This window comes from Stenotrophomonas sp. SMYL41, assembly GCF_036319965.1.
Taxonomy (GTDB): Bacteria; Pseudomonadota; Gammaproteobacteria; order Xanthomonadales; family Xanthomonadaceae; genus Stenotrophomonas; species Stenotrophomonas maltophilia_R.
This window is the reverse complement of sequence record NZ_JAWIRX010000020.1, coordinates 22,035-38,622: the sequence shown is the minus strand read 5'-3', so window position 1 is coordinate 38,622 and position 16,588 is coordinate 22,035. Positions and strand designations below refer to the sequence as shown.

Here is a 16,588-nt window from a genome sequence, read left to right as displayed (position 1 = left end):
AGATTCGAGTTAAAACTTCGTTAAATTCAGGCTTCGGATCCAACAGGTTCACAAAACCGTGACCTTGAACCGGCCTTGACGCGTTTCAAGCATGCTGAAGGCGTCGCTGGCGCCGGAAACAGCGACGCCGCCCAGAGAGGCGGCGTTTTACTCTTGAAATTCAACAACCTACAGGATCAGGCGTAGGCCGGGGTGGCATATTCCACCGGATCCGGGGTAGCCGGCGAGTCGAAGCTGACCCATTCCCAGGCGCTGGCGTCGGCCATCAGGGCCCGCACCAGCTTGTTGTTGAGTGCATGGCCGGACTTGAAGCCTTCGTAGGCACCCAGCACCTGGCCACCGGCCAGGTAGAGGTCGCCGATGGCGTCAAGGATCTTGTGGCGCACGAATTCGTCGGCGTAGCGCAGGCCGTCTTCGTTCAGCACGCGGAACTCGTCCAGCACGATGGCGTTGTCCATCGAACCGCCCAGGCCCAGGTTGCGTTCGCGCATGTATTCCAGGTCGCGCATGAAACCGAAGGTGCGCGCGCGGGAGATTTCCTTGGTGTAGGCCAGCGTCGAGAACTCGATTTCCTGGCGCGACTGCTTGGCCGGGATCATCGGGTGGTCGAACTGGATGGTGAAGCCCAGCTTGTAGCCCTCGTACGGGGTGAAGCGGGCCACTTTGTCGCCCTCGGTCACTTCCACGGTCTTCAGCACGCGGATAAAGCGCTTGGGCGCATCCTGTTCCACGATGCCCGCCGACTGCAGCAGGAACACGAACGGGCCGGCCGAACCGTCCATGATCGGCAGCTCGGCCGAGGACAGTTCAACGATGATGTTGTCCACACCCAGGCCGGCCAGCGCCGACATCAGGTGTTCGACGGTCTGGATCTTGGCGTCGTTGCAGGTCAGGCCGGTGCACAGGGTCACTTCGGTGACCAGCTCGGCCTTGGCCGGCACTTCCACGACCGGGTCCAGGTCCACGCGGCGAAACACGATGCCATGGTTGACCGGTGCCGGGCGCAGGGTCATGTAGACCTTGTCACCACTGTGCAGGCCAACGCCGGTGGCGCGGATCGTGTTCTTGAGGGTGCGTTGCTGGATCATGGGGGATGGACCGGAAGTGACACATTAGATTAACACGCACGCTCCCCTACCCTGGCTGAAACGCCAGGCAACGCCGCCGGCAGGATACGCCGGCGCATCGGCAGGACGCGCGTGAAGCAGGGCGGCCGGGCCCATCCTGGCCCGGCGCCCGCGTTTTCAGGACATGGTGGCGCAACCCGGGGAGGACAACCCCGGGCCGCCCCGCTTAGTCCGCCTGGCGGCGCAGGAACGCCGGGATGTCCAGGTAGTCGTTCGGCAGTTCCGCGGCCGCCGGGGCCGAAGCGGCCGGGGCCGACGGAGCGGACGCCGCCGCGGTGTCGCTGCTGGCACGACGCAGGCCCAGGCCCATGCCGCCCACGGCCTTGGACACGGCGTCGCCACCGTTGTCGAAGTCACCGAACTCCGGCTGCCCGGTGGTGGCGTTGCGGACCAGCTTGATCGGAGCGCGCTCGCCCGGACGCTGGGTCTTGCTGGCCGACACGCGGTTCAGGCCGGTGGCGACCACGGTCACGCGCACTTCGTCCTGCATGTCCGGATCCAGCACGGTACCGACCACCACAGTGGCGTCTTCGGATGCGAAGCCATCGATGGTGCGGCCGATCTCGTCGAACTCGGCCATGGTGAAGTCTGCACCGGCGGTGATGTTGACCAGGATGCCGTTGGCGCCGGCCAGGTTCACATCGTCCAGCAGCGGGTTCTGGATCGCCGATTCGGCAGCGGCCTGGGCGCGGTCATCGCCACGGGCGGTGCCGGTACCCATCATCGCCAGGCCCATTTCGGACATGACGGTGCGCACGTCGGCGAAGTCGACGTTGATCAGGCCCGGACGCACGATCAGGTCGGCGATGCCCTGCACGGCGCCCTGCAGCACGTCGTTGGCAGCGCGGAAGGCCTGGATCATGGTCGCGTTGCGGCCCAGCACGGTGATCAGCTTCTCGTTCGGGATGGTGATCAGCGAGTCGCAGTGCTGGCTCAGTTCCTCGATGCCCTTCAGCGCCACCTGCATGCGGCGACGGCCTTCGAACGGGAACGGCTTGGTGACCACGGCCACGGTCAGGATGCCCATTTCCTTGGCCAGCTGTGCCACCACCGGCGCAGCGCCGGTACCGGTGCCACCGCCCATGCCGGCAGTGATGAACACCATGTCCGCGCCCTGCAGCGCGTCCATGATGCGCTCACGGTCTTCCAGCGCGGCCTGGCGGCCGACTTCCGGGTTCGCGCCTGCGCCCAGGCCCTTGGTCACGTTGGTACCCAGCTGCAGCTGCAGCTTGGCACCACAATTCTTGATGGCCTGCGAATCGGTGTTGGCGGTGATGAATTCCACGCCATCCACCGCCGAGTTGACCATGTGCGCCACGGCATTGCCGCCGCCGCCGCCCACGCCAACCACCTTGATCACCGCATTGGGTGCCATCTTTTCGATCAGTTCAAAATGCGCCATGTCCGTGTCCTCGTTGTATCCGCTTTGGCTGGCATGGGCATTCGGGCGTCCTGCCGTCCTGCTGCATGCCGACGTCGCGGCTGTGTGGGTTGTGTGTTGCCGGTGTTGCGTTGTGATGCGGGTACTGCGGGTGTTACGCCCGGGCGATGCCCGGGTTTACGGGCTCCGCGTCAGAACTCGCCGCGGAACCAGGTCTTGAGTTTCTTGAACATGCTTCCAGCACGCCCGGTCGGCAGCGACGGCCGCCGCGGGTGCTCGATCTGGCTGCCCATCAGCAGCAGACCCACGCCGGTGGCGTGCACCGGGTTGCCGACCACTTCGCCCAGGCCGGTGACGTGCTGCGGGATGCCCACGCGCACCGGCATCTGCAGCATTTCCTCGGCCAGTTCCACCACGCCTTCCATCTTCGAAGCACCACCGGTCAGCACCATGCCGGCGCGCACCAGTTCCTCGAAGCCGGAACGGCGCAGTTCGGCCTGCACCATCTCGAAGATTTCCTCGTAGCGGCCCTGCACGGCCTGCGCCAGCGAATGGCGCGGCATGCGGCGTGGCGGGCGATCGCCCACCGACGGTACCTGGATGCTCTCCTCGGCCGTGGCCAGCTGGGCCAGGGCGCAGGCGTAGCGCACCTTGATCTGCTCGGCTTCCGGGGTCGGGGTACGCAGCATGTGCGCGATGTCGTTGGTCACGTGGTCGCCGGCGATCGGCAGCGAGGCGGTGTGGCAGATCGCACCCTGCACGAACACGGCGATGTCGGTGGTGCCGGCGCCCATGTCGACCAGCACCACGCCCAGCTCGCGCTCGTCGGCGGTCAGCACCGCCACGCTGGAGGCCAGCGAGGACAGCACCAGATCGTCCACCTGCAGGCCGCAGCGCTGCACGCACTTGCTGATGTTGGCCGCGGCCGACTGCGCGCACACCACCAGGTGCGCATGCACTTCCAGGCGCACGCCGGTCATGCCGACCGGGTTGCGGATGCCTTCCTGCGAATCGTCCAGCACATACTCACGCGGGATCGCGTGCAGGATCTTCTGGTCGGCCGGGATTGCCACCGCCTTGGCCGCGTCGAGCACGCGATCCAGGTCGCCCCAGGTCACTTCGCCGTCGCGGATCGGCACGATGCCCGGCGAGTTCTTGCACTGCACGTGGTTGCCGGAGATCGAGGCGTACACCGAGCGGATCTCGCAGCCGGCCATCAGCTCGGCTTCTTCCACCGCGCGCTGGATCGACTGCACGGTCGATTCGATGTCCACCACCACGCCACGCTTCAGCCCGCGCGATTCGTGCGAGCCGATGCCGATCACTTCGATCGGGTTGCCCGGCGAATACTCGCCCACCAGCGCCACCACCTTGGAGGTGCCGATGTCCAGGCCAACGATCAGCGATTTGTCACCCTTGCGATTCATGTCCTTTCCTGCGTGCTTCTGGCCGGGGTCGCCGGCGTTTTCGCCGGCGTGGCCGGGGTACCCCAGCTCAGCGTGAAACCATTGGTGTAACGGAGGTCGGCGCGCTCGATCGGCGCGTCCTGGCGGTTGAGCTGCGGCAGCACCTTGACGAAGCGCTGCATGCGCGAGCGCGCGTCGTCGCGGCCGACCACCACTTCGGTGCCGTTGCTCAGCACCAGCGACCAGCTGCCGCGTGCGTCCATCGTCACCCGGCGCACATCGACGCCGGCCGGTGCGAACAATGCACGCGAGTCGCTGTACAGCTTCATCACTTCTGCGGTCTGGCTGTCCGGGCCATCCAGTTCGGGCAATGCCAGGTCGGACAGTTTCTTCGGCGTGGGGAACAGCTTGCCCTGCTCGGAGACCAGGCGATCAGTACCCCAGCGCGCGAACGGCTTGTGCTCGACCAGCGTCACTTCCAGCACGTCCGGCCACTGTTTGCGGACCTGCGCGCTTTCCACCCACGGCAGCTTTTCCAGGGCGTCCTGCGCGTCCTGCAGCTTGACCGCGAAGAAGCCAGCGCGCGCATACGGCAGCAGCACCTGCTGCAGCTGTTCGGCCGGCACCCGCTTGAACTCACCATGCACGCGCAGCTTCGCCAGCGGCCAGCGCTCGGCGCCGACCCAGCCATTGACAACGGCCACCACCGGCAGTGCAACCACCGACAGCGCCAACAGCCAGACGAAGATGCGCAGCACCGCGTTCATGCGTGCGAGGCCTCCAGGGTCTGTTCCAGCACGCGCCACACCAGTTCCTCGAAACCGATGCCGGCCTGGCGGGCCGCCTTGGGCACCAGCGAATGGCTGGTCATGCCCGGCGCGGTGTTCACTTCCAGCAGGAAGAAACGCCCGCTGGCACGATCGCGCATCACGTCCACGCGGCCCCAGCCGCGGCAGCCAGCGGCGCGGAACGCGGCCAGCGCGATGCGGCGGATCTCTTCTTCGTCGTCACCGTCCAGGCCCGGGCACAGGTACTGGGTGTCTTCGGCGATGTACTTGGCGTTGTAGTCGTACCACTGGCCCTTGGGCACGATGCGGATCGACGGCAATGCGACGTCGCCGAGGATGGCCACGGTCAGTTCGTCGCCGACCACCATCTGCTCCATCAGCAGCTGGCCGTCGTAGCGCGCGGCCAGGGCCACCGCTTCGTCCAGGCCGGCGTCATCGGTGACCCGGCTGATGCCCACGCTGGAGCCTTCGTTGGCCGGCTTCACCACCACCGGCAGGCCGAGTCCGGCGGCATTGGCGTGCACGTCTTCGGCAGTGACCTTGCGGTACTGCGGCGTCGGCAGGCCCAGCGACAGCCACACCTGCTTGGTGCGGATCTTGTCCATGCTCAGCGCCGAACCCAGCACGTTGGAGCCGGTATACGGCACGCCGAAGGCGTCCATCAGGCCCTGCACGATGCCGTCCTCGCCGCCACCGTTGTGGCCGTGCAGGATGTTGAACACGCGGTCGATGCCACCAGCGGCGAGCGCCTTTGCCAGCGCCGGAATGCCGTCCACCGCGAACGCATCGACGCCACGCGACTGCAGGGCTTCGAGCACATTGCGGCCTGAGTCCAGCGACACCTCGCGTTCGCTGGAACTGCCGCCGAGCAGCACGGCGACGCGGCCGAACCCGGCCGGGTCGGTCACGCGCAGCGGCGGGAAGGTCAGCGTGCTCACGCCTGGCCCTCCCCCTTGAAACCTTCCACCGCGATATGGGTGGCCACGGCACCGATGTCACCGGCGCCCATCATCAACAGCAGGTCACCGTCCTGCAGCACGTCGGGCAACACGCTGGCCAGCTCGGCAGCCTTGCCCACCACCACCGGCTCGCTGCGGCCGCGCGCGCGGATGGCACGGGCCAGCGCATGCGAGTCGGCACCGGCAATCGGTTCCTCGCCGGCCGGGTAGACCTCGCTCAGCACCAGCGCATCGACGCTGGACAACACTGCGGCGAACTTGTCGAACTGGTCGCGGGTACGGCTGTAGCGGTGCGGCTGGAAGGCCACCACCAGGCGCTTGTCGGCCCAGCCACCACGGGCGGCGGCGAACACCGCTTCCAGCTCACTCGGGTGATGGCCGTAGTCGTCGATGATGCGGACCTTGGCGCCGCTGGCGGTGGTCACCTCGCCCAGATCGTTGAAGCGACGGCCGACACCGGCAAACCCTTCCAGCGCGCGTGCGATGGCATCCGGTGCCACGCCCAGCTGCCAGCCCACCGCAGCGGCGGCCAGCGCATTGAGTACGTTGTGCTTGCCCGGCAGCGCCAGCACCACTTCCTGGCTGGTGCCCTGCGGCAGGCGCAGGGTGAAACGCATGCGCGAACCTTCCTGCACCACGTTCTCGGCGCGTACGTCGGCCTGCGGGCTCATGCCGTAGCTCATCACGTGGCGCGGGGTCTTGGCAGCCAGTGCCGCCACTTCCGGATCGTCGATGCACAGCACCGCCAGGCCATAGAACGGCAGGCGCTGCAGGAACTCGGCGAACGCCGCCTGCACGCGGGCGAAGTCGTTGCCGTAGTTTTCCAGGTGGTCGGCATCAATGTTCGTGATGATCGACATCAGCGGGTTCAGGCGCAGGAAGCTGCCATCGCTTTCGTCGGCCTCGGCCACCAGCCACTGCCCACCGCCCAGCTTGGCGTTGGCACCGGCGGCCAGCAGCTGGCCACCGATCACGAAGGTCGGGTCCAGGCCACCTTCGCTCAGCACCGCAGCGGTCAGGCTGGTGGTGGTGGTCTTGCCATGGGTACCGGCCACGGCGATGCCGCGGCGGAAGCGCATCAGCTCGGCCAGCATCGCCGCACGCGGCATGATCGGAATGCGCTGGCTGCGCGCTTCCATCAGTTCCGGGTTGTCTTCGCGGATGGCACTGGAGACCACCACGCAGTCGGTGCCCAGCACGTTGGCCGCGGAGTGGCCGCGCATGATGCGCGCACCCAGGCTGGCCAGGCGGCGGGTCGCCACGTTGTCGGCGTTGTCCGAGCCGGACACTTCATAGCCCAGCGTCAGCATCACTTCGGCGATACCGCTCATGCCGGTGCCGCCGATGCCGACGAAATGCACGCGCGGGAACGCGCGCACCAGGTCGTTGGTGTCGTGCAGGCGACGGATCATGCGCGGCCTCGCGCAGGGCAGGCGCGGTGGCATGCCTTCTTCATACAGCTTCCTCGAGAATGATATCGGCGATGCGCTCGGCGGCATCGACCTTGGCCAGGGCACGCGCGGCTTGCGCCATCTGCATGCGGCGGGCGGGATTTTCGGACAGATCGCGCAGCAGTGCGGCAATGCCGTCGGCCAGCGTTCCGTCCTGCTTCAGCAAAACCGCCGCGCCACGCTCGACCAGGTACTCCGCATTGCGGGTCTGGTGATCGTCAACGGCGGCAGGGAATGGCACCAGCACGCTGCCGACACCGGCCGCGCACAGCTCGGCCAGCGTGGACGCGCCGGAGCGGCATACGACCAGGTCGGCCCAGGCAAAGGCCTCGGCCATGTCCGCGATGAACGGCGTGATTTCCGCCTGCACACCCGCCTTGGCGTAAGCCTCGACCGCTTCGGCATGCATTTTCTCGCCGCACTGGTGGCGCACCTGCACCGGCACGTCGGTGCCCAGCGCGGCAATCGCCTGGGGCACGCCGGTGTTGAGCGCACGTGCACCCTGGCTGCCGCCCACCACCAGCACGCGCAGCGGACCGTGACGGTCGGCGAAGCGGCGTTCCGGCGGCGCGATGGCGGCGATCTCGGCACGCACCGGGTTGCCGACGAACTCCTCGCGCTTGGCGAAGGTGCCCGGGAAACCGGTCAGCAGGCGGCGCGCATAGCGCGACAGGATACGGTTGGTCAGGCCCGGTGCACGGTTCTGCTCATGCACGATCAGCGGCAGGCCATGCAGGCGCGTGGCCATGCCACCGGGGCCGGAGGCGAAGCCACCAAACGCGACCACCGCACGCGGCTGGCGCTTGCGGATGATCATCCCCGCAGCCCGCAGCGCACGCATCAGCCGCCACGGTGCGGCCAACAGGGCCAGCTTGCCCTTGCCGCGCAGCCCGGTGATGGCCAGCGTATCGATGGCAATGTCGTGCTGCGGCACCAGGCGGGTTTCCATCGCGCCGTCGGCGCCCATCCAGGTCACCGGCACGCCGCGCTGGCGCAGCACACGTGCCACAGCCAGGCCGGGGAAGATATGGCCGCCGGTGCCACCGGCCAGGATCATCACCGGCCGCTCGCTATGGTTGGCTGCGCTCATGACAGCCTCCCGAAGGTCGGTTCGATGCGTGACTGCAGGCGGCTGGTGCCACGTGCGGCGTTCGCTGCAGCGGATGCGGATGCGGATGCGGATGCGGCAGGCTCGGCACTCTTCGGCACGCCGGTGCCCACCGCAGCGCCGGGCTCGTCCATCGGCCCGGCAGCGGCGTCTTCGGCGCCACCGATGCGCACGGCCTGGCGGCGCTCGGCACGCTTGAGTTCATACGACACGCGCAGCAGCAGGCCCATCGCCACGCAGGTCATCAGCACCGACGAACCGCCGGACGAGATCAGCGGCAGGGTCAGGCCCTTGGTCGGCAGGATGCCCAGGTTCACGCCGATCGAGACGAAGGTCTGCATGCTGATCCACAGGCCGATGCCGAACGCGATGTAACCGGAGAAGTGGCGCTTCATTTCCACGCAGCGCATGCCCAGCCAGAAGGTGCGGCCGACCAGCAGCGCGTACAGCGCCACGATCACGCAGGTACCCAGGAAGCCGAACTCCTCGGCAGTGACCGAGAAAATGAAGTCGGTATGTGCTTCCGGCAGGTAGTAGAGCTTCTGCACGGAGTTGCCCAGGCCGACGCCGGTCCATTCACCACGGCCGACCGCCATCAGCGCGTTGGACAGCTGGTAGCCGTCGCCCTGCTGGTCGGCCCACGGGTCCAGGAAGGAGGTGATGCGGCGCATGCGGTACGGCTCGATGATCGCCAGCGCGCTCATGCCGACCAGGCCGATGATCACCGGCATCGACATGCGTGGCATGTTCACCCCACCCAGCACCAGCATGCCGGCGGTGATCGCCAGCAGCAGGGTCGACGAACCGAAGTCCGGCTGCAGCAGCAGCAGCACCACCAGCGCACCGGCCACGCCCAGTGGCTTGAGCATCGCCGGCCAGGTCGCGTTGACCTCGTCGCGGAAGCGCACCAGGTAGCTGGACAGCCAGACGATGTAGAGCACCTTCACCGCTTCGACCGTCTGGAACTTGGAAATGCCCAGGTTGATCCAGCGGCGCGCACCGTTGACCGTGCTGCCCAGGCCCGGCGCGAACACCGCCAGCAGCAGCACGAAGCAGCCCAGCAGCAGCATCTGGTTGTACTGCTCGATCGACTTCAGCTCGGTGCGGGCGGCAATGACCGCCAGCACGATGCCCACCGCCAGGAAGATCAGGTGGCGGTTGAGGTAGTAGAACGGGCTGCTCATCAGTGCGATCGAGCTGGACGCCACCATCACCACGCCGACACCGGTGAGCGCGATGATCGCGCCCAGCAGCCACTTGTCGTAGCTGCCTTCGATGGCTTCAAGGCGTGTTGCCTGGCGGGACAGGTCGTTCATCTCAGCGCACCTTCAACGTGGCCAGGCCGATCAGCACGAGCACGACGGAGATGATCCAGAAGCGCACGATCACGCGCGGCTCCGGCCAGCCCTTCAGTTCGAAATGGTGGTGGATCGGCGCCATGCGGAACACGCGCTTGCCGGTCAGCTTGAACGAAGCGACCTGGATCATCACCGACAGCGTTTCGACGACGAACACGCCGCCCATGATCACCAGCACCAGCTCCTGGCGGGTGATCACCGCGATCGTGCCCAGTACTGCGCCCAGCGCCAGCGCGCCGATGTCGCCCATGAACACCATGGCCGGATAGGTGTTGAACCACAGGAAGCCCAGGCCCGCACCGGCGATGGCCGCGCAGATGATGACCAGCTCGCCGGCGCCCGGAATCTGCGGGATCTGCAGGTAGTTGGCGAACACCACGTTGCCCGAGGCGTAGGCGAACACGCCCAGCGCGCAGGCCACCAGCACGGTCGGCATGATCGCCAGGCCGTCCAGGCCGTCGGTCAGGTTCACCGCGTTGGAGAAGCCGACGATCCAGAAGTAGGCGATGGCCACGAAGCCGATGCCGGCCAGCGGCAATGCAATCGACTTGAACATCGGGATGTAGAAGGTCAGCGCCGCCGGCACGTCGGCGGTGTAGAACAGGAACAGGCCCGCGGCCAGGCCGAAGATCGACTGCAGCAGGTACTTCCAGCGCGACTTCAGGCCGTTCGGGTCGCGGCGGACGATCTTGATCCAGTCGTCATACCAACCGATGGCGCCGAAGCACAGCATCACCGCCAGCACCAGCCACACGTAGCGGTTGCGCAGGTCGGCCCACATCAGCACCGACAGGGTGATGGTGAGCAGGATCAGCGAACCACCCATGGTCGGCGTGCCGGCCTTGGAGAAATGGGTCTGCGGACCGTCCTTGCGGATCGGCTGGCCGCCCTTGAACTGGGCAAGCTTGCGGATCATCGCCGGGCCGAGCCACAGCGACAGGAACAGGGCCGTCAGCGCGGCGAGGATGGCGCGGAACGTCTGGTAGTTGAACAGCCCGAACAGGCTCTCCAACTGCTGCAACCATCGAGCCAGTTCATACAACATGCGGGGATTCCTCTCCTTGCGCCAGCAGCGCTTTGACGATCAGGTCCATGGCACTGCCACGGGAACCCTTGACCAGGCAGCGCACACCAGCGTGCAACTCATCCTGCAGCGCCTGTGACAGCGCACCATGGGTAGCGAAATGGCGACCACCGGCACCGAAGGCGGCGGCAGCAGCGGCGCTGAGCGGACCCAGCGCATACAGGCGCTTCAGGCCAGCGGCGCGCGCGCGGAGTCCGGCCTGCGCATGCAGCGCCTCGGCATCCTGGCCCAGCTCGCGCATGTCGCCCAGCACCAGCCAGCCCTCTTCCGGGGCAGCGGCCAGCGCATCGATGGCCGCCGCCAGCGAACCGGGGTTGGCGTTGTAGCTGTCGTCCACCAGCACCGCGCCGTTGCGCAGCTGATGGGCAATCTGGCGACCCGGCACCGGCTGCGCTTCGGCCAGGCCAGCGGCAATCAGCGCCAGGTCGACACCAGCGGCCAACGCCAGGCTGGCAGCGGCCAGCGCGTTGCTGACGTTGTGGCGCCCCGGCAGGCCCAGCACCACGCGGGCTTCGCCGGTCGGTGCGACCAGGGTGAACTGGCTGCCCTGCGCACCGGCGCGGATATCGCGCGCGGTCACGTCCGCCGAGTGTTCCAGGCCGTAGCGCAGTACGCGGCAGCGCGCCGGAGTGCTGATGAAATGCTGTTCGAACCAGCGGCCATAGGCATCGTCGGCATTGATCACCGCAACGCCATCGGCCGGCAGCGCGGCATAGATCGCGCCCTTGGTCACCGCCACGCCGAGCAGGCTGCCCATGCGTTCCAGGTGTGCCGGAGCGATGTTGTTGACCAGTGCATACCGCGGGCGGGCGATGTCGGTCAGGTAGGCGATGTCGCCCGGCTTGCCAGCACCCATCTCGTAGACGGCGTAGTCGGCATCTTCCGGCGCATCGATCACTGCCAGCGGCAGGCCGATCTCGTTGTTGCGGTTGCCCGGGTTGGCATAGACCACCCTGTGCGCCTGCTGGGCCACCTGCTGCAGGATCGACAGCAGCAGGCTCTTCACGCTGGTCTTGCCATTGCTGCCGGTGACCGCGAACACCTCGGTACCGCGGTCACGCTGCATGCCGGTGGCGATCTTCGCCAGTGCCAGTTCGCTGTCGGCCACCAGCACCTGCGGCAGTTCGATCGGCAGCAGGCGCTCGACCAGCAGTGCACTGGCACCGCGCGCCTGCGCGTCGGCGGCGAAGTCATGGCCGTCGAAGCGCTCGCCGCGCAGCGCCACATACAGGCTGCCCGGGCCCAGGTTGCGGGTGTCATTGCTGACCGCATCGATGGCCACGTCATCGCCATGGATCTCGCCGCCGGCCCAGTGCGCGATCAGCGAAAGCAGGGTGCGCTTCATGCGATGCCCTCCCCGGCCTGCGCAGCCAGGACACCGGTCTTGGCAGCCAGTGCGGCAGCGGCCACTTCGGTGTCGTCGAAGTCATGGCGCACGCCATTCACTTCCTGGTACGGCTCGTGGCCCTTGCCGGCGATCAGGATGATGTCGCCGGCGCCGGCACGCTTCACCGCCAGGCCGATCGCACGCGCGCGGCTGCGCTGCACGGTCACGGCATCGGCGTTCTGGAAGCCGGCCAGGATGTCGGCCACGATCACGTCGCCATCCTCGCCACGCGGGTTGTCGTCGGTGACGATGACCTGGTTGGCAAGGCGCTCGGCGATCGCCGCCATCTGCGGGCGCTTGCCGGTATCGCGCTCGCCACCGCAGCCGAACACGCAGAACAGCGCGCCGTGCAGGTGGCCCTGCAGGCTGTCCAGCGCCTGTTCCAGCGCATCCGGGGTATGTGCGTAATCGACCACCACGGTCGGCAGGCCGTCTTCGCCGCCCAGGCGGTTCATGCGGCCGCGGATCGGCTGCAGCGCCGACAGCACTTCGGCGATGCGCGGCAGCGGCTGGCCCTGCGCATGCAGGGTTCCGGCCACCGCCAGCAGGTTGTCCACGTTGAAGCGGCCCAGCAGCGGCGACTGCACCGCCGTGCGCTGGCCGTCGATGACCAGCTCGAAGGCAATGCCACGGCCGTCCAGCTGCAGCGCCTCGGCGCGCACGCTGGCGTCGCTGGCACCGCGCGAGCTCAGGCCGACCGGCTGCACGCCCGCCGGCAGGCCGGCGAACAGCTGGCGACCGAACGCGTCGTCAAGATTGATCACGGCAGCCTTCAGGCCCGGACGATGGAACAGCCGCGCCTTGGCCGCGCCGTAGCTGGCCATGTCACCGTGGTAATCCAGATGGTCGCGGGTGAGGTTGGTGAACACCGCCACGTCGTAGTGCACGGCATCCACGCGGCCCTGGTCCAGCGCGTGCGAGCTGACTTCCATTGCCACCGCGCGCGCACCGGCGTCGCGCAGCTGCGCCAGCAGCGCATGCATCTGCAGCACCAGCGGCGTGGTGAAGCCGGTCGGTTCGACCGAGCCATAAAGTCCGGCGCCCAGCGTGCCGATACTGCCACTGGGCGTTCCGAGCAGGTGCCAGGCCTGGGCCAGCAGCTGCACGGTGGAGGTCTTGCCGTTGGTGCCGGTCACGCCCACCATCGCCATCGCGCGCGACGGTGCGCCATGGAACTGGTCGGCCATCGCGCCCATGCGCGCGCGCAGCCCCGGCACGGCGATCGCATCGGCCGGTGCCGGCAGCTCGGCAGGTGCCGGCGGTTCGAACAGGATGGCACTGGCCCCCGCGGCGCGCGCCTGCTCGACAAAGCCCAGGCCATGCGCGCCAAAACCGGCGATAGCAACGAAGGCATTGCCGGGGCGCACGGCACGGCTGTCCAGCACCAGGCCGGTCAGAACGGGGTCATGGCCCGCCAGGGCCACGTCCGGAAGCAACTGCGAAAGCAACATCGAAGGACTCATTGCGTGCCTCCCGTAGCGGGCGGCGTCTGGGCTTGCGCGCTCGGCAGCGCAGCGTCGAATTCGGCAGCAGCATCGACCGGCAGTGCGGTCTCGGCCGGCGGCGCCGGCAGGATCGAGGCCGAATGGCCGACCTTGCCCGACTGCTGTGCGGCCAGCCACGACTGCAGGTCGTCCAGCGGCACGTCCATCAGGCGCAGGGTGCCTTCCATCACGTTGTGATAGACCGGCGCCGACACCAGGCCGCCGTAGAACTTGCCGGCCTGCGGGTCGTTGATGACGATGACGGTGGCGAAACGCGGGTTGGTGGCCGGCACCACGCCGGCGAACAGCGCGTTGTAATGGCCGCGCTCATAGCCGCCCGGGCCGGCCTTGCGCGCGGTGCCTGTCTTACCGGCCACGCGGTAACCCAGCACCGCCGCCTGCTTGGCGCCGCCCTGGGTGACCACCGTTTCCATCATCGCCACCACCTGCCGGGCGACGTTCTCGTCGATGATCTGCTGGCCTTCGTTGCGCTGGCCCTTGACGAAGGTCGGCGCGATCAACTTGCCGCCGTTGGCCAGCGCCGAGTACGCCGTGGCGATCTGCAGCGGCGTGACCGACAGGCCGTAGCCATAGGACATCGTGGTCTTGGTGGTGCCCGACCAGCGTGCCGGACGCATCACCACACCGGCCGATTCACCCGGGAAACCGCTGTGCGGCGCCGAGCCATAGCCGAAGCGGCGCACGCCGTCATAGAAGGTCTGGTCCGGCATCTTCGCCGCGACCTTGGCTGCACCCACGTTCGAGCTGCGGGTGATCACGCCGGTCACGTTCAGCACACCGTTGTTGCGCGGCACGTCGCGGATGGTGAAACGACCCAGGGTCATGTAACCCGGGTTGGTGTCGATGATGGTGTCCTTGGTCACCGCACCGGCCTGCAGCGCGGTGGCGATGGTCAGCGGCTTCATCGTCGAACCCGGCTCGACCAGGTCGGTCACCGCACGGTTTCGGCGCGTATCGGGGAGCGCGCCGGTCAGCGAATTCGGGTTGTAGGTCGGCAGGTTGACCATGGCCAGGATCTCGCCGGTGGTCACGTCCATGATCACCATCGAACCGCCGGCTGCCTTGTTGGCCACCAGCGCGTTGCGCAGTTCCTTGAAGGCCAGGTACTGGATGCGGCGATCGATGCTGAGGGTCAGGTCCTTGCCCGGTTCGGCGGCGCGCAGCAGATCGCTCTCGACCGTCTCGCCCTTGCGGTTGCGGATCACCCGCTTGGCACCGGCCTTGCCGCGCAGCCATTCGTCGAACGCCAGCTCCAGGCCTTCCTGGCCGCGGTCGTCGATGTTGGTGAAGCCCAGCACGTGTGCCATCGCTTCGCCCTGCGGGTAGAAGCGGCGGAACTCGCGCTGCGCGGCCACGCCCGGAATCTTCAGCGCGACCACCTTCTCTGCCTCGTCCGGATTGATCCGGCGGCGCAGGTACATGAATTCCTTGTCCGACTTCTGCGACAGGCGGCTGCTCAGCTCATCCACCGACATGCCGACCGCCTGGGCCAGCTCCGGGATGCGCTCGGGCGAACGCAGCAGGTCCTGCGGGTTGACCCAGATCGAGGCGACCGGCGTGGACACCGCCAGCGGCTCGCCGTTGCGGTCGGTGATCATGCCGCGCGAGGTCTTGATCGGCAGCTCGCGCAGGTAACGGGCCTCGCCCTGGCGCTGGTAGAAATCGCTGTTGATGATCTGCACGTAAGCCGCACGGCCAACCAGCGACACCGAGCACAGGCCGAGCGCCAGCGCCACCCAGCGCAGGCGCTGGCGCAGGTTGAAGGCATTGCGCGGGCGGTTGCGGCCGGTCTTGCTCATGGCCGCACCACCACGATGTCGGCGGCCTCGGGGAACTTCATGCCCAGCTTCTCGCGGGCGATGCGGTCCACGCGGTTGGCTTCGGCCAGGGTCGCCTGTTCCAGCTGCAGGCGGCCGAATTCGAGATTGATGTCATCGCGCTTGCGTTCAGCGCGCGAGAGCTCGATGAACGTCTGCCGATGGCGGTGACGCACGAACACGACGCCGATCGCCGAGGCCACGGTGCAGGCCAGCAGGATGATCAGCAGCAGCCGGCTCATGCGTCGGCCTCCCGCTTCTGTGCCACGCGCAGCACGGCGCTGCGGGCACGCGGGTTGGCCGCCAGTTCTTCGTCGGTGGCCTTGATGGCCCCGCCGATCAGATGCAGGGTCGGCACGAACACCGCCGCCTCGGGCAGGCGGCGGTTGGCCGGCGGCGCCTTGGCCAGGCGGTTCATGTACTGCTTGACGATGCGATCTTCCAGCGAGTGGAAGCTGATGATCGCCAGGCGGCCACCGGGCTTGAGCCGCTCCACCGCCGCATCCAGCCCGGCTTCCAGATCGGCCAGCTCGCGGTTGATGTGGATGCGGATGGCCTGGAAGCTGCGCGTGGCGGGGTGGATCTTGTCTTTGCCACGCGGCATCACCGAGGCGATCAGCTCGGCCAGCTCGGCGGTACGCGAGAACGGCTGCTTCTCGCGGCGGGCCACGATGGCGCGGGCGATGCGCCGGCTCTGCCGCTCTTCGCCGTAGGTCCACAGCACATCGGCGATCTCGCGCTCTTCAACGCGGTTGATCCACTGCGCGGCACTTTCACCACTGTCCGGATCCATGCGCATGTCCAGCGGGCCGTCCTTGCCGAAGCTGAAACCACGTTCGGCCACATCCAGCTGCGGCGAGGACACGCCGAGGTCGAACAGCACGCCGTCCAGGCCCTCAGCCGTCGCATCCCACTGCAGCAGCTGGGCGAAGCTGCCACGGAAGATGGACACGCGCGGGTCCGGCGCGAAATCGCGCTCGGCAACGGCGATGGCTTCCGGATCCTTGTCCATGACCAGCAGGCGCCCCTCGGGACCGAGCTGGGTAAGCACGCCACGTGCATGACCGCCACGACCGAACGTGCCATCCAGATAACGTCCGTTTTCGATCACCCTCAGGCCTTCAAGGACCTGGGTGTACAGGACCGGCAGATGCACCGCCGGCGACTGCGACACCGGAAGGTGACCGGCCTGCGCTTCTGGGCGCATCCGGGCACCC

13 protein-coding genes and 1 pseudogene are annotated in these 16,588 nt (G+C 67.6%); all 14 read right to left on the bottom strand.

Annotation, left to right across the window (positions count from 1 at the left end; all coding sequences use genetic code 11):
- Positions 1 to 176: 176 nt before the first annotated feature.
- The 14 genes and pseudogenes from lpxC to rsmH all read right to left on the bottom strand — a co-directional run bounded on the left by lpxC (position 177) and on the right by rsmH (position 16,578).
- Complete coding sequence (gene lpxC, locus V3B30_RS19180) at positions 177 to 1,088, bottom strand: UDP-3-O-acyl-N-acetylglucosamine deacetylase (protein WP_008267619.1); 912 nt, start codon at positions 1,086 to 1,088, stop codon at positions 177 to 179.
- Positions 1,089 to 1,293: 205 nt separating this feature from the next.
- On the bottom strand, positions 1,294 to 2,529 hold the full coding sequence (gene ftsZ / locus V3B30_RS19175) for a cell division protein FtsZ (RefSeq protein ID WP_100471292.1): 1,236 nt from the start codon (positions 2,527 to 2,529) through the stop codon (positions 1,294 to 1,296).
- 170 nt (positions 2,530 to 2,699) lie between these two features.
- Complete coding sequence (ftsA, locus tag V3B30_RS19170; protein ID WP_005408083.1) at positions 2,700 to 3,935, bottom strand: cell division protein FtsA; 1,236 nt, start codon at positions 3,933 to 3,935, stop codon at positions 2,700 to 2,702.
- Positions 3,936 to 4,006: 71 nt separating this feature from the next.
- Positions 4,007 to 4,681 (bottom strand): annotated as a pseudogene (locus tag V3B30_RS19165) (cell division protein FtsQ/DivIB); the annotation flags it as partial.
- Positions 4,678 to 5,640, bottom strand: a complete 963-nt coding sequence (locus V3B30_RS19160) for a D-alanine--D-alanine ligase (RefSeq protein WP_262083332.1) — start codon at positions 5,638 to 5,640, stop codon at positions 4,678 to 4,680. The gene V3B30_RS19160 and the pseudogene V3B30_RS19165, both read right to left, overlap by 4 nt.
- Positions 5,637 to 7,073 carry a UDP-N-acetylmuramate--L-alanine ligase gene (murC, locus tag V3B30_RS19155; RefSeq protein ID WP_014035986.1) on the bottom strand — a complete coding sequence of 479 codons (1,437 nt, stop codon included), beginning with the start codon at positions 7,071 to 7,073 and terminating at the stop codon, positions 5,637 to 5,639. Before murC ends, V3B30_RS19160 begins: the two co-directional genes overlap by 4 nt.
- A gap of 40 nt (positions 7,074 to 7,113) precedes the next feature.
- Positions 7,114 to 8,202 (bottom strand): undecaprenyldiphospho-muramoylpentapeptide beta-N-acetylglucosaminyltransferase, encoded by a 1,089-nt coding sequence (gene murG, locus V3B30_RS19150; protein ID WP_262083333.1) that lies wholly within the window; start codon positions 8,200 to 8,202, stop codon positions 7,114 to 7,116.
- Complete coding sequence (ftsW, locus tag V3B30_RS19145; protein WP_262083334.1) at positions 8,199 to 9,536, bottom strand: putative lipid II flippase FtsW; 1,338 nt, start codon at positions 9,534 to 9,536, stop codon at positions 8,199 to 8,201. Before ftsW ends, murG begins: the two co-directional genes overlap by 4 nt.
- A 1-nt stretch (position 9,537) precedes the next feature.
- The gene (mraY, locus tag V3B30_RS19140; RefSeq protein ID WP_100471288.1) at positions 9,538 to 10,623 is read right to left on the bottom strand and encodes a phospho-N-acetylmuramoyl-pentapeptide-transferase; all 1,086 of its coding nucleotides are present in this window, start codon (positions 10,621 to 10,623) and stop codon (positions 9,538 to 9,540) included.
- Entirely contained in the window at positions 10,613 to 12,007 is a 1,395-nt protein-coding gene (gene murF / locus V3B30_RS19135; protein ID WP_262083335.1) for a UDP-N-acetylmuramoyl-tripeptide--D-alanyl-D-alanine ligase, read from the bottom strand. Before murF ends, mraY begins: the two co-directional genes overlap by 11 nt.
- A complete protein-coding gene (locus V3B30_RS19130; RefSeq protein WP_262083336.1) occupies positions 12,004 to 13,512 on the bottom strand; it encodes a UDP-N-acetylmuramoyl-L-alanyl-D-glutamate--2,6-diaminopimelate ligase in 1,509 nt (502 codons plus the stop codon). Before V3B30_RS19130 ends, murF begins: the two co-directional genes overlap by 4 nt.
- Positions 13,509 to 15,353, bottom strand: a complete 1,845-nt coding sequence (locus V3B30_RS19125) for a penicillin-binding protein 2 (RefSeq protein ID WP_100471285.1) — start codon at positions 15,351 to 15,353, stop codon at positions 13,509 to 13,511. Before V3B30_RS19125 ends, V3B30_RS19130 begins: the two co-directional genes overlap by 4 nt.
- Complete coding sequence (gene ftsL, locus V3B30_RS19120) at positions 15,350 to 15,613, bottom strand: cell division protein FtsL (protein ID WP_005415286.1); 264 nt, start codon at positions 15,611 to 15,613, stop codon at positions 15,350 to 15,352. Before ftsL ends, V3B30_RS19125 begins: the two co-directional genes overlap by 4 nt.
- The gene (rsmH, locus tag V3B30_RS19115; RefSeq protein ID WP_262083337.1) at positions 15,610 to 16,578 is read right to left on the bottom strand and encodes a 16S rRNA (cytosine(1402)-N(4))-methyltransferase RsmH; all 969 of its coding nucleotides are present in this window, start codon (positions 16,576 to 16,578) and stop codon (positions 15,610 to 15,612) included. The genes ftsL and rsmH overlap by 4 nt, the downstream gene beginning before the upstream one ends.
- Between the last annotated feature and the right edge of the window lie 10 nt (positions 16,579 to 16,588).